This window comes from Prosthecobacter sp. (genome assembly GCF_044227185.1).
GTDB lineage: Bacteria > Verrucomicrobiota > Verrucomicrobiia > Verrucomicrobiales > Verrucomicrobiaceae > Prosthecobacter.
In genome coordinates this window covers 130,452-143,033 of the sequence record NZ_JBGAFO010000009.1, presented here as the reverse complement: position 1 = coordinate 143,033, position 12,582 = coordinate 130,452, and the positions used below count along the sequence as shown (strand labels likewise).

Below are 12,582 nucleotides of genomic sequence, written 5' to 3'. Positions count from 1 at the left end.
CTGCCTCTTTCCATTTCGAGAATTTCACTTATCCAATCATGGAAAGGTTCGGATGACAAGGGAATCGCCAGAGAAAAAAAAGGGGGGGGGGGATAAGTGTGCTGGGTCATTTTCCTCTTCCGAATGGCGTGAGGTCTTGCTGAAGCGAATTTTCGAGATGCTCGATTTGCGGAAAGGCCCGTTCTCCGTGCAAGGCTTCGAAGGATCCCGTATCACTTTTCCTTTTCAGTTTCAGAGTCGTGGTGTTTACGATGAGGGCGTGGCGGCTATCCGAAGGACAGAAAGGGCGTGGAATTTCATAACAGCCTGATGTTCCGGCGCTGTTCATGCGCAAGCGCTTGCGCTGGGCTCATCTCGGCGGAGCGAGATGACTACTTTGCGGAGGCGCTGTGGGCTTGCCCACGCTGAGCGAGATTGGGGCTGTGCGGCATGCGAAAACGCGGATAGATCGGCAGGGCGGGCTTCGGACGCGCACAGCGCAGCCCTACGATTCCATTTGAATTATTTGTCAAAGAAGGAGGATTCTTCGCGGTCGCCGACTTTGAGGTAGCGGTAGAAGACTTCGAGCTGGAGGGTGCAGAGGCACTGGCGGTAGATTTCGTCGGCGGCGTCGCCGGCGGGCCAGTTGGGGCGGCCGCGCTTGAAGGAGCCATCTGCCTGCTGGGCGGCGAGGATCTGGGGGAGGAACTGCTGATTGTAGAACTTCCAGTCGTCTCCGCCCTGCTGGAAGAAGGCCTGGGTGTAGTAGTACCAGCAGTAGAGGTTGCAGTTCTTGTTCCAGTCCAGGGGCTCGGCCGCGAGGAAGTCGCGGAGGAATTTGATGCCTTTTTTGACGGGGGTGGTCTTGCCTTTGGCCATGGTCTGGAGGCCGAGGATGGCGACGCCGGAGAGGGACCATTGATTGTAGCCGGCGTCGCGGTTGGTGTTGCCGAAGCCGCCGTCTTTGGTCTGCTTGTCTTCGAAGTATTTGGTCATCTTGGTGATGGCGGAATGAAGGCCGTCGATCTTGAGGCTGGTGTTCTTGGCGGCCTTGAGCGCCTGGAACTGCCATCCGGCGACGGAAAGATCTTCGCGGCTTTTGCCGCCGGCGTAACCGCCAGTTTCGGTGTCGTACACCCAGGAGCCGCTGTCCTGCTGATTTTCGATGATGATCTTGACGCCGGCCTCGAAAGCTTCGCGCATGCCGGGGAGGGATTTGCTGCCGAGACGCGCCAGGGTGTACATTTCGCCGAGGGCGTAGGTGGCGATGCCGTGCTCATAGACGGGGGCATTTCCCTTCTCGGAGAGACTGAACATCTTGTGTTTGTTCTTCTTCTGCGCCTCAAGCAGGAACATGATCCCTTTCATGACGTTGTCGCCGTAGAAGGGGGATTCGGGCGTTTCGCAGCGGCCCAGGTAGCAGAGGAGGGCGAGGCCGGTGAAGGCGCACTTGTTGTTGCGGCCCCAGGAGCCGTCGGGGTTTTGCTTGGTTTTGAGCCATTCGAGGGAGGCGCTCACTGCAGCCTCGCACTCGGGCGAGCCGCCGTTCTGGCGCAGCTTTTCCAAGCGCTCCTGAGTGGAGCAGCGGCTGCGCATGGAGGGCGGCAGGGTCACGAAGCCATTGGCCGCGCCCATTCCCATGCCTTTGCCAAAGCCGCCACCGGCACCGCCGGCACCGAAGCCACCGCTGGCACCCAGCGCGCCACCGCCCATCATCGCGCTGACGTCCGGCATGTCCAGGGAGTCTGGCGGAGCCTCAGGCAGGGTGATGGAGGCGTTCGTGCTGGTGCTGACCAGCTTCTTCATGGGCATCTGCTTGTTGATGGTGCTGCGCTTCTTCTGCTGCACCTTGTGCTGCAGATCGGCGCTGGCCTGCGCGCCCTGGGCGGTGCCGCCACCGGGCAGGAAGTCCACCTGCTTGTCCATCACACCCGTGGTGAAGACGATGAAAAGGGCGAGCACGCCGAGGCCGGCATGGATCAAAATACTCAGCATCAGGGAGCTGGCGCCAGCCTTGCGCCACATCTGCACGAACTTGTTGGGCGGAGGACCGGTCTCGATGTGGGTGAGCGCAGGCGGGTGATAGACTTCGCCTTCATGGTGCTCAATGAGCACAGGGGCACCATCAGGATCGTCTGCCGGGACGGCCAGCACGGCTTCAGCAACGGGTTCACCAGGGGCTGCGCCGGCAGGCACAGGCATGGCAGCCGCGACGGGTACGGCGGCGCTGGCGGGCTTGGGAGTGGCAGGTGGCGGTGCCGCGGGCGAAGGCGCGGGCGGCGGCGGCATGGCCGGAATGGGCATCTGCGGCATGTAGCCGGGCGGATACCCCGGCATCTGCGGCGGGTAACCCTGCGGCACGGGGTAGCCCGCCGGGTAGCCTGGCATCTGCGGCGGATAGCCCGGAGGGTAACCGCCGGGCATCTGCGGGGGATAGCCTTGCGGGTACCCCGGCATCTGCGGCGGGTAGCCCTGAGGCGGCGGATACCCCTGCGGATAGCCTGGCATCTGCGGCGGATAACCTGGAGGCGGTGTGTAACCCGGCGGGGGCTGAGCGGCACCGGGATGGCCCGGGGGCGGAGGGTTCTGCGGGGTTCCAGGCTGCGAAGGGTTCATGGAAAAAACGTTTCAGAGACAGGACGATGGAGCCCGGCCCTTTATTGGGGGAAAAACCAAAAACCAGTGGAGGGAAGGCCTTAGAACCCTTCGTCGCTGCCGACCGTGAAGGTGACGTTGGCGATTTTGGCGACCGAGAGGGCATTGAGGACATCGATCACGCGCTCATAGGTGGCCTGCTCCTCGGCCTGAATGGTGACGATGACCTTGGCGTTGCGGTTGTCCGCCTCCTGCTTGAGACGCTTGAGGGTGTCAATGAAGGTTGGAAGCTTTTTGTCCGGGCGCCCGCTGTCGAACTCCTCCTCATTGAGGGTGACGGCGCCGGATTCCTCCACGCCGACGACGATTTCGTCGGGCATTTCAGTGGGGGCGTCCGCACTGGGGGGAGCGAGGCCGGGGAGCTGGCTCTTGAGCTCACGCTCCACCTTCACGGAACCAACCATGACCATGAAGAAGAGCATGATGACGAACACCACGTCAATCATGGGAGCGATCTGGAAGCCGACGGCGAGCTGTTCCTGTTCGATTTCGCGGGGCTTTTTGGTGCCGTGAGCAGACATGAGGCGGAGGAATTATTGTTTGTTCAGGGCCGAGAAGGAAATGTCATCGATGCCAGCCTGGGCGACGACACTCATGACCTTCTGGATCTCGATGGCAGGGAGGCGCTTGTCTCCACGGATGACGACGCGGTACTTGGCGTTGGCATCGTGGCGGCCGCGGAGTTTTTCAACCAGCGGCTCCACGTTCTCATAGGAGTTGTTTTCGAAGACAATGACCGACTTGCCATTGGTCCAGCGCACATTGAGCGCGGCCTCGTTCATGACATTCTTTTCCTTTTTCTTGGCGTCTTCAGCGACAGGGAGCTGGATCTCCTTGTCGATGCTCAACACCTGCGCCGAGGTGATGCTCATGAAGAAAATGAGCAGCACCAAGAGCACGTCAATCATCGGAGCAATCTGGAACTCCGGTTCGCCATCACCGCCGCCGCCGCCGCCGCCCATAGTGTTAGAAGGTCAAGGGTTGATAAGTTGAGGAAAAGAATGCCACAGAGGGATTATGCCGCAGCGACGGCAGCGCCTTCGCCAGCGACCCAGTTCGGGATGGCGGCGTAGAACTCTTCTTCGCCGACGTGGGCGTCCTTGAGATGCGAGTAGGGCATCTTGCGGAAGAGAGAGGTGCAGATTTCCTGCAGGCCGCTCATGGAGACCTGGAGGCGGTTGCGCAGGAAGTAGAAGAACATGAAGGCAGGCACGGCGATGAAGAGACCGGAGGCGGTGGCGATAAGCACCTCACCGATGGCGCCTGAGAGCTTGGCGGGGTCCCCTGCACCGCTGGTCTTCAGGGTGGCGAAAGCGCTCATCATCCCCGTCACCGTTCCGGTGAGACCGATCATGGGAGTGCAAACCCCGATAACGGAAAGGTAGTTGATGCGGGTCTGGATGGAGGCGTTGGCCTTGTTCAATTCAGAGAAGAGGGCGCCTTCAGTGGCATCGTGGCCGTCGCCGAGGAAGCTGAGGGCGACACGGGTGGTATTGGTGAAGGCAGAGGGGTTGCCTTTGCAGAACTGGTAGGCTCCCACGTAGTCGCCAGCGCGGAAGAGATCCTGAACCTGGGCGACCTGGGCCGGAGGGGCCATCTTCTTGATGCCGGTGCGCATCCAGAGGTCCACCGTGAGCCAGACGAGGGCCACGGAGCAGGCGGTGATGGGGTACATCACCCAGCCACCTTCAATGAAACGGTCGATCAGCGAGTGTGTGTGCGGTTCGCCGCCAGCAGCAGCCCCCTCAGCAGCCGCAGGCTCCTGGGCGAAGATGTTGAAGGAAGCAAAGACACCCAAGGCCAGCAGGACGCAAAAGAAGGCGCGGGCAGGGCCGTTGGGGATGGAGCGGGTCATGTGGGTGGCGGTGTTGGTTTGCATGGGGAAAGTGGATCAGGCTTTGGGTTTTTCGGTGGATTTGGCGGGCTCTCCTTCTTTGGGCTTGTCTGCGTCGGATTTCCCGGAGGCTGCGGCGGCCTCTTCCTCGGTGACATTCTTCATTCCGGCAATGGCGGCTTTTTCCTTGAGTGCAGTTTCAGCCACGGGAGAGCCCGGATAGGACTCGCCGATGCGGGTGAGGAAGGCGCTGGCGTCCTCATAGCGCTTCATTTTGATGAGCGTCTTGGCGGCGTTGAGCTCGGCCTCGGGGACACGTTGCATCTGCGTGCCGTAGAAGACGGGGATGCGCAGGTAGGCCAGGAGGGCCTTTTCATAGTCCTTCTTTCGTGTGTGGACATCGGCGATGATGGTCCAGAGCGAGGCGCCAATGGCGGAGTCGTCGGTCTCTTTCAGGATGCTCTGGGCCTCAACGAGCACCCCCGCAAAGTCGGAGGTGGTCTGGCGTTCAATATCTAGCTGGATGATGCGGAGGCGCATCTTCTGCGCGTCAGTGAGCTTCAGGGCGCGAAGCGCGGGGAGAGACTTGACGACTTCGTCGAACTTTCCGCCCTGATTCAGTGCTTCGATGTAGGCGAAGAAGACATCGACGTACCAGTTGCCTTCGATCCCCTCAAAGTGCTCGAAGAAGTCCTTGCCCTTCTTGAGCACAGCGATGGCTTCATCAGTCTTCCCCTTGGCGAGGAGGTCGGCGGACTCGGTGAGCTCCGCGGGATAGGGCCACTCGAGGGAGTCGATGTTCTTTTTGTCGAGGATGGAGGTGGCCTTGTTTTCGCCGATCTGAACGGTGCGGACGATCTTGCCTTCCGGCGTGATCGAGAACTCGGAGGAGAAGACGCGGTTGCCATCCTTGAGGACGATGGCCTGCCCGAAGGCGGAGCCTGCGGCCACGAGGGAGATGAGAAGCAAAAAGCGGGCGAACGAGTGCATGGAAATCGTGAGGTGGGTTCGCATCAAAATCACAGGGTGGAAAGAAGCTTTTCAGCTTCTTTGAGTTCCGCAGGCTGGCCCTGGAGGTCCTTGCGGGCGATCATTTCCTGCAGGGTGGCGCGGCCTTCGTCGCGCTTGCCGAGGGCGGCGAAAGATTTGGCACAGCCCAGATAGGCCTTGGCCATTTCGTCCTTCCACTTCTGGTGGGCGATGAAAACACGCTGGAAGTAGGCGATGGCTGCCTCGTGCTTGCCATTGAGCGCCTCGATCTCGCCGAGCATGCGCAGGGCATTGGCGGTGGCATGGCCACGCCACTCCTTGGTGTTGGCGATCTGCTCGAAGATCTTCTTCGCCTCGTCATATTTCTTGAGTTTGACGAGGGTTTTGGCCTCGCCCTGGGTGGCGTCAAGCACGTGGGAGCTGCCCGGGTAGTTGTTCAGGGCGTCGCGGAAGAGTTCGAGGGCCTTGTCATATTCGCCCTTTTCAAAGGCGATCTCGGCGAGGCCGACAGGAGCTCCATCGGCGAATTCACTGTCTTTGAAAAAATCGCGAAGGCGGACGTAGCAGCCGTTGGCCTTGTCCAGGTCGCCCTTCTTGCGGGCGCTGTCCCCCACCATGGCGAGGAGCATGGGGCTGAGGTCGTCGGGCTTGGCCACCTCGACAATGATGGTGAGGAACTTCTCGGCCTTGTCCGGAAGCTTCATGGTCTTGGCGAGCCAGGCCTTGGCAAAAAGAATGCGCATCTGGGCGGTGCCATTCATGGCGGCCTGCGGCGGCGTCAGCAGTTCTTCGAGCTGCTTTTCGACATCCTCAAAGGTGACTTCCGGCGCCGGGGGCGGTGTGGGGGCCGGGGCGGGAGCGGTGGCGCCGTCGGCAGGCTTGGCACCTTCTGCAGGCGGCGGGGTGGCGGCAGGAGCGGCCGCACGGCGGCGTTTGGGGGCGCTGATGCTGACCAACTGTTGAATCAAGCCTTCCACCTGCTGATTGGCGACGATGGGAATGCGGGTTTTGATGTGTTCCGCGAGGAGCTTTTTGGCCTCCTCGATCTTGCCCTCCTTGATATTGGCGCGGCTGATCCAGAGGATGGCCTTCAGGGCGAGGTCGTCGTTGTCCTTGTGGGTGTTGTAGTAGCGCTGCCACATGTCAGACAGCTCCTTCCACTTGTTGGCACCGACGTAGAGATCGGTCACCTGATCCATGGAGTAGTTGAGCACGTCGTCGGTCTTGGCTTTGTCAACGGCCGCGGCGAACTGGATCGTCGCGTTTTCGTAGTCGGCGCGCTGATTGTAAATGTCCCCGAGAAGAGCGTGCACCTGGCCGATGTTTTGATCGTTTGGCGCGTCCTTGACGATGCTCAGAAGCTCGGCTTCCGCGGCCTTCTTGTCGCCGCCCTGGAAGTCGATGAAGGCCAGGCGGTAGCGGGCGTCCACCACGTATGACCCCTTCGGGTTGGCCTTCATGTAGTTCTTGAGAGCCTTGATGGCGCCCTTGGAGTCGTTCTGGTAGAAGTAGGTGAGGGCGATGCGGTAGAGGATGTCGTCCTTGTAGGTGGTCTCCGGGTAGCTCTGGATCAAGGTCTCGTAGGTCATGCGGCCTTCATCGAAGCTCTGCATTTCAAACTGCACGCTGCCGATGAGGAAGTTCAGGCGTTCTTTGTCGGCCTTGGGGTAGGAAAGTGCTTTTTTCCAGGCATTGATCGCCTCGCGAAGCTGCTTGTTTTGATAGTAGATCATGCCGGCCATCATCGACACTTCGCCGACCATCTCGCTGTCTGGAAACTCATCGATGAAGCGCTCACAAAGCTGTCCGGCTTCCTTCACGCGCTTGAGGGCGGCATTGACGGTGATCAGGCCGTACATGCACTTGTCACGCTGTGGGAACTGCTTGAAATCAGTCACGATGACCTCGAAGGCCAGAATGGCCTGCCAGAGGCGGGAGGGATCTCCGGCGGTGCCATCCTCTTTGGGGGAGCCCATCTCATAATAGCAGCGGCCCAGACGATAGTAGAGGGAGGCGTCGTAGTCCGTTCGCTTCTCAATTTCGGCCATGATTTCCTGGTTGGCCTTGAGCTTGGTTTCGAGTTCCTCCTTGCGCGGTCCTTTCGGGGCTTTGGCAGCCTGAGCCTGGAGCTTGGCGATCTGCTCGTTTTGGATGCGGGAAATTTCAGCCTTCTTGCGGACGAGCTGGTAGGCGCCCAGGGCCTCCTTGTAGGCCTTCTTTTCCATCATCTCATCGCCGAGCTTGAGATAAATGTTGTTCATCTGGGCGATGCTGTCGCCGCCGGAGGCGAAGTTGCGCACCTTGTCCATGAGGGCGGTGGCTTCATCCAGCTTCCCACTGCTGACGTAGATGTTGGCGGCCATCATGGCGGCCTGGATGGATTCGGCGCTGCGGATGCCGTCCGCGATCACGGAGGTGAGGATTCTGAGCGCCTCCTCCTTCTTGTCCTGCTTGTTGAGGGCGTCCGCGATGGCGAGACCGGCCTCGCCCTTCTTTTCCGGCGAACTTTTCACCACTTCGGTGAGCACTTCAACGCCCTTGTCCACCTGCTTGCTGGCGATGTAGGAGCGGCCGAGGGCCATGCGCACATCGATGATGGCGGAACCCTGGGGAAACTCCTTCATGTAGGCCTCAAGGGCCTCGATGGCCTTCGGGTACTCGTTCAGATTGTAGTAGCAGGCGCCCTCCATGAAGAGGATGCCCTCGAAAGGCTTGTTGTTGAGGTTCTTCTTGGCGACGGCGAGCTTGGAGAGGGCCTCCTGGTATTTGCCTTCGGCAAACAAGGCGCTGGCGGCGTTGACGAGCGCCTCGGTTTCCTGCTGGATGTTCAAAGCTCCGGGCGCCGCCGGCGCGGCGGGTGGTGCAGGCGGCGGGGCCTGTGAAAACACAGGCGTGACAATGGCCAGGGCCAGAGCGGCACAGAAAAGGGGTCTCATGAGTTGCAGGGGGCGTTCCACTTCAGCACAAAGTACTAAAAAACGACAACGGAGCACAAGCTTGAATTTACGCATGTCATTGCCAATGGAGGCGCGATGAGGCTGGACATCTGGAAAAACTGACATTTTTTGTGAATGAGGGTTGAGATTAGCAGGATGGTCATTTTTGTCACGGGAGAAAAATCAAAAGGATAAAATCTGTCCACGCGGGCGAAACGTTGACCGTCAGCGGTGTCTTGGGGTGAAAGTGAAAGCGCGTTTTAAAATGGACCGGAGGTGGTGAGTGAAGGCGAAGCGGGGATGCGGCGCCGCGAACATAGAGGACCGCCGGCGCACTCAGCATTCGACATTCGGGGTTGGTTATTCCACCCTCTGGCTGCATGTCCAATCCTGTTCTTGAAGTCAATGATCTTACGTTTCGCCGTGGCCGCCCGATCCTCAAAGGCATCTCGTGGCGGGTGGAGCCGGGCCAGCACTGGTGCATCCTGGGGCCGAACGGCTGCGGGAAGACCTCGCTGATCAACCTGATCACCGGCTATGACAGCGCGACGGGCGGGACGCTGCGGATCGGGGAGAGTGTGTTTGGGGATGACGACTGGCGGGAAGTGCGCCGGCGGGTGGGACTGGTGACGAACACGCTGACGACCTACCTGGAAAGCGGCGAGCCGGTGATCGATGTCATTTCCAGCGGACGCGAGGCGAAGCTCAATTTGATCGAGGATCCGCCGGCGGCGGTGCGGCGTGAGGCGGCGCGGCTGCTGAAGCAGGTGGGCTGCGCCTACCTGCGGGAGGCGTACTGGGGTCCGCTGTCCCAGGGGGAGAAGCAGAAGGTGCTCATCTGCCGGGCGCTGATGGCGAAGTTTCAGGTGCTGATCCTGGATGAGCCCTGCGCGGGGCTGGACCCGGTGGCGCGGGAGCACTACCTGCAGTGGATGCAGTCCCTGGCCGTGCAGCCCCACTCCCCTTCCCTGGTAATGGTGACGCACCATGTGGAGGAGATCCTGCCGAGCATCACCCACTGCCTGCTGCTCCGGGACGGGCGGGTGCATGCGGCGGGGACGAAGGCGGAGGTGCTGCACAGCCGCCACCTGAGCGAGATTTATGGGGCGCCGATGAAGCTTGGCCGGCATGGCGAGCGTTATTCGCTGCGCCTCGCCTGAGCCACCTCCAACCCGAGCCCTGCCATGACCCAAAGGATCGCCGCACTCCTGCTTCTGCCGCTATTCACCTACGGAACGGAAGTTGTGCTGGAACGCGTGCCCGAAAGCGGGGTGCAGCCACAGGTGGTGAGCACAAGCGACGGAACTTTGCACCTGGTGTACCTGGTGGGAAATCCCGGCGGGGGCGATGTGCACTACGTCTCCAAAAAAGCCGGGGCCAGCGGGTGGAGCGCGCCACGAACGATCAACAGTACGCCCGCGAGCGCGGTGGCGATGGGGACGATACGCGGGGCGCAGATTGCGGTGGGGAAAGGCGACTCTCTGCATGTGGTGTGGAACGGCCCGGGCGGGAAAAACCAGCCCGCCCCGCTGCTGTACAGCCGCTCTGTAAACGGAGGTGGGACATTTGAAACACAGCGCGACCTGCGGTCGGGGACGCAGGGGCTGGACGGCGGGGCTTCGATTGCGGCCAGTGGAACGGGCGAGGTCTTCGTGGTGTGGCACGGGGCTCCGGCAGGGGCTGCACCGGGAGAGATCAACCGACGGGTGTTTGTGCTGAAATCTGCGGATAATGGAGGCACGTTTACGAAGCCGAAGATCGCGAATGAGGACGACCCCGGGGTCTGTGCGTGCTGCTCGCTGAAGACGTTTGTGAGTCCTGGCGGAGAACTGCTGACGCTGTACCGCGCGGCGCGGAGCCCGGAGCAACGGGACATCACGCTGATGACCTCCCGCGACGGCGGGGCGACGTTTCAGCGCCGGAACGTGGGACCGTGGGCGATCAAGGCCTGCCCGATGAGCAGCGCCAGCGTGATCGCGACCGGGGGCAAAACGCGGGGCGCGTGGGAGTCCGAGGGCAGGGTGTACACAGCGCTGCTGGATGGGACCTCCGAAGCGGTGGCGGTTTCTGGGGACAAAGCGCGACATCCGGCGCTGGCGGTGAATGCGCGGGACGAGACCCTGGTAACGTGGAGCGAGGGCACAGGATGGCAGAAAGGCGGGCAGCTCGCGTGGGTGGTGCTGGATTCGGCTGGCAAGCCGACGGGCAGCCGTGGTATCAAGCCGGGAGTGCCCGTGTGGGGATTCACCAACGCGTATGCGAATGGGCAAACCTTTGTGATTCTATATTAAATGCCAATGACTTCATCTCCTCTCCTGCTATTTCGTCGCGTCCGGTTCACGGCGTGGATGTCATGGCTGATCAGCCTGGGGCTTTTTTCCTCGCCGCTGGCGGCACAGCTTTCTCCGCACGGTGACGACGGGGATGCGGCCTGTTCCAGATTTTTCAAGCTGCTCGAGGCACCGCCGTTTCGTGGCAAGATCACGCACCTCAAAGTGGATGACCGGTCGATCATGGCCACCATTGAACGCGGCGACCTCCAGCAGGTGTCCATTCGTCATACGCCGGGCCAGGACTGGGACAAGGCGCGACGAATCGCCGAACGGCTCAAGCAAGACGGCGTGTATGAGTTTCCGGCGGTGCTCGCGGATGACTATCAGGCGCCGCTGGACGGTTTTGTGCCGCAGGCGACTACGGACGCCATGCGCGCCCTTTCGGGATTCATCGGGGAGTGGCGGATGCGCTTCACCACCGGGCCGGGGAAGGACATGAAGGAGGCGATTACCATCCGCTATTTTTGGAACAACGACGGTACCGGGCTCTGGCGGGAGGTGCACCTGCCCGCGAGCATGAGCAGCGCACCTGGAGCGCAGAACGCCGGCAAACCGCGGGTGAACGCCATGCTCACGACTTATGATCCCGAGACGAAGCGCTACCGCGAGATTTCCTCGACGCCGTCCACGAAAGAAATGAAGGAGAGCGCCGAATGGGATGCAGCGACGCAGACGCTTGTGCTGCACACGACGGAGGGCGCGGCGCCGCACACCACCCACCACAGCACGCGCCGCCTGGTCTCGCCAGACCGGATCGAATTCCACACAAAGGCCACGAAGCCTGACGGCAGCCTTTTGTACGAGCTCGAGGGGTACTACGAACGCATCAAGCCATGACACGCCGAGGGATTCTTGCCGGGGGCAACTTCATCATTGATCACGTCAAGGTCATCGACGCATGGCCGGAGCAGGACATGCTGGCCTTCATTCAAAGCGAGACCTCCTCCAATGGGGGCGGGCCGTACAACGTGCTGAAGGACCTGGCGGCGATGGGCTGCGGATACCCGCTGGAGGCGGCAGGACTGGTGGGCCGGGATGTGAACGGGGACTGGATTTTGAAGGACTGCGAGGCGGCGGGGATCGACATCGCGCAACTGCAGCAAACCGACCGGGCGCCGACGAGCTACACGGATGCGATGACGGTGCGCGGAAGCGGCAGGCGCACGTTTTTCCATCAGCTCGGCGCGAACGCGCTGCTTGGGGAGGAGCATTTCGACTTTAGCCGCACTCAGGTGAAGATTTTTCATCTGGGGTATCTGATGCTGCTGAGCGAGATGGACCGGCTGCTGGAGGATGGACGCAGCGTGGCGAGCCGGGTGCTGGAGGCGGCGCAGAAGGCGGGGCTGCTGACGAGCGTGGATCTGGTCAGTTCGCCGTATCCGGAGTTTCGGCAGATCACCGCAGCCGCCCTGCCCTTCACCGATTTCCTGATTCTTAATGAGATCGAGGCCGGGAGCGCGACGGGGCTGGACCTGCGCGGGACGCCGGTGAATGTGGGGCTGATCGAAAAGGCGGCACGGGCGCTGCTGGAGGGGGGCGTGCGGCGCGAAGTGATCATTCATTTCGAAGCGGGCGCCATCGTGGTGGACAAAGGCGGGACGGTGCATCGGCAAAGCTCGCTGAAACTCCCGCAGGGTTTCATCGCCGGAGCGACGGGCGCGGGAGATGCCTTTGCCGCCGGTTACCTCCATGGCACGCATGAAAACTGGCCGGTGGCCGAGCGGCTGAAACTGGCGGTCTGCACGGCGGCGATGTGCCTGACGCATCCCACCCCCTCGCAGGGACTGAAGCCGGTGGCCGGGTGCCTGAAACTCGTTGAGGAACTGGGATTTCGGAATGAAGGGGACTGAAAAGA

At 61.4% G+C, this 12,582-nt stretch carries 10 protein-coding genes; 4 read left to right on the top strand and 6 right to left on the bottom strand.

The window, feature by feature from the left end; genetic code table 11:
- Positions 1-501: 501 nt before the first annotated feature.
- The 6 genes from ACILSQ_RS20915 to ACILSQ_RS20890 form a co-directional block, all read right to left on the bottom strand.
- Positions 502-2,595: a prenyltransferase/squalene oxidase repeat-containing protein gene (locus ACILSQ_RS20915; protein WP_395745604.1), complete on the bottom strand. Its 2,094-nt coding sequence runs from the start codon at positions 2,593-2,595 to the stop codon at positions 502-504.
- 80 nt (positions 2,596-2,675) lie between these two features.
- A complete protein-coding gene (locus tag ACILSQ_RS20910; RefSeq protein WP_395745603.1) occupies positions 2,676-3,155 on the bottom strand; it encodes an ExbD/TolR family protein in 480 nt (159 codons plus the stop codon).
- Between the two features lie 12 nt (positions 3,156-3,167).
- On the bottom strand, positions 3,168-3,596 hold the full coding sequence (locus ACILSQ_RS20905) for an ExbD/TolR family protein (RefSeq protein WP_395745602.1): 429 nt from the start codon (positions 3,594-3,596) through the stop codon (positions 3,168-3,170).
- Between the two features lie 53 nt (positions 3,597-3,649).
- The gene (locus ACILSQ_RS20900) at positions 3,650-4,513 is read right to left on the bottom strand and encodes a MotA/TolQ/ExbB proton channel family protein (RefSeq protein ID WP_395745601.1); all 864 of its coding nucleotides are present in this window, start codon (positions 4,511-4,513) and stop codon (positions 3,650-3,652) included.
- A 12-nt stretch (positions 4,514-4,525) separates the two neighbouring features.
- Positions 4,526-5,458, bottom strand: a complete 933-nt coding sequence (locus ACILSQ_RS20895) for a tol-pal system YbgF family protein (RefSeq protein WP_395745600.1) — start codon at positions 5,456-5,458, stop codon at positions 4,526-4,528.
- A gap of 29 nt (positions 5,459-5,487) precedes the next feature.
- Positions 5,488-8,394: a tetratricopeptide repeat protein gene (locus ACILSQ_RS20890; RefSeq protein WP_395745599.1), complete on the bottom strand. Its 2,907-nt coding sequence runs from the start codon at positions 8,392-8,394 to the stop codon at positions 5,488-5,490.
- Positions 8,395-8,774: 380 nt separating this feature from the next.
- Here ACILSQ_RS20890 and ACILSQ_RS20885 point away from each other — a divergent pair, with 380 nt between their 5' ends.
- The 4 genes from ACILSQ_RS20885 to ACILSQ_RS20870 are packed head-to-tail and all read left to right on the top strand — an operon-like array spanning position 8,775 to position 12,577.
- Entirely contained in the window at positions 8,775-9,554 is a 780-nt protein-coding gene (locus ACILSQ_RS20885; RefSeq protein WP_395745598.1) for an ABC transporter ATP-binding protein, read from the top strand.
- A gap of 24 nt (positions 9,555-9,578) precedes the next feature.
- The gene (locus ACILSQ_RS20880) at positions 9,579-10,685 is read left to right on the top strand and encodes a sialidase family protein (RefSeq protein ID WP_395745597.1); all 1,107 of its coding nucleotides are present in this window, start codon (positions 9,579-9,581) and stop codon (positions 10,683-10,685) included.
- A gap of 57 nt (positions 10,686-10,742) precedes the next feature.
- Positions 10,743-11,564 (top strand): hypothetical protein, encoded by an 822-nt coding sequence (locus tag ACILSQ_RS20875; protein ID WP_395745596.1) that lies wholly within the window; start codon positions 10,743-10,745, stop codon positions 11,562-11,564.
- Positions 11,561-12,577 (top strand): carbohydrate kinase family protein, encoded by a 1,017-nt coding sequence (locus ACILSQ_RS20870; protein WP_395745595.1) that lies wholly within the window; start codon positions 11,561-11,563, stop codon positions 12,575-12,577. The genes ACILSQ_RS20875 and ACILSQ_RS20870 overlap by 4 nt, the downstream gene beginning before the upstream one ends.
- Positions 12,578-12,582: the final 5 nt, after the last annotated feature.

Bases quoted from the DNA above. Each gene is read 5' to 3' on its own strand.
- ACILSQ_RS20910 (WP_395745603.1), bottom strand. From the start codon at position 3,155: ATGTCTGCTCACGGCACCAAAAAGCCCCGCGAAATCGAACAGGAACAG.
- ACILSQ_RS20895 (WP_395745600.1), bottom strand. From the start codon at position 5,458: ATGCACTCGTTCGCCCGCTTTTTGCTTCTCATCTCCCTCGTGGCCGCA.
- ACILSQ_RS20870 (WP_395745595.1), top strand. From the start codon at position 11,561: ATGACACGCCGAGGGATTCTTGCCGGGGGCAACTTCATCATTGATCAC.
- ACILSQ_RS20915 (WP_395745604.1), bottom strand. From the start codon at position 2,595: ATGAACCCTTCGCAGCCTGGAACCCCGCAGAACCCTCCGCCCCCGGGC.
- ACILSQ_RS20890 (WP_395745599.1), bottom strand. From the start codon at position 8,394: ATGAGACCCCTTTTCTGTGCCGCTCTGGCCCTGGCCATTGTCACGCCT.
- ACILSQ_RS20885 (WP_395745598.1), top strand. From the start codon at position 8,775: ATGTCCAATCCTGTTCTTGAAGTCAATGATCTTACGTTTCGCCGTGGC.
- ACILSQ_RS20905 (WP_395745602.1), bottom strand. From the start codon at position 3,596: ATGGGCGGCGGCGGCGGCGGCGGTGATGGCGAACCGGAGTTCCAGATT.
- ACILSQ_RS20875 (WP_395745596.1), top strand. From the start codon at position 10,743: ATGTCATGGCTGATCAGCCTGGGGCTTTTTTCCTCGCCGCTGGCGGCA.
- ACILSQ_RS20880 (WP_395745597.1), top strand. From the start codon at position 9,579: ATGACCCAAAGGATCGCCGCACTCCTGCTTCTGCCGCTATTCACCTAC.
- ACILSQ_RS20900 (WP_395745601.1), bottom strand. From the start codon at position 4,513: ATGCAAACCAACACCGCCACCCACATGACCCGCTCCATCCCCAACGGC.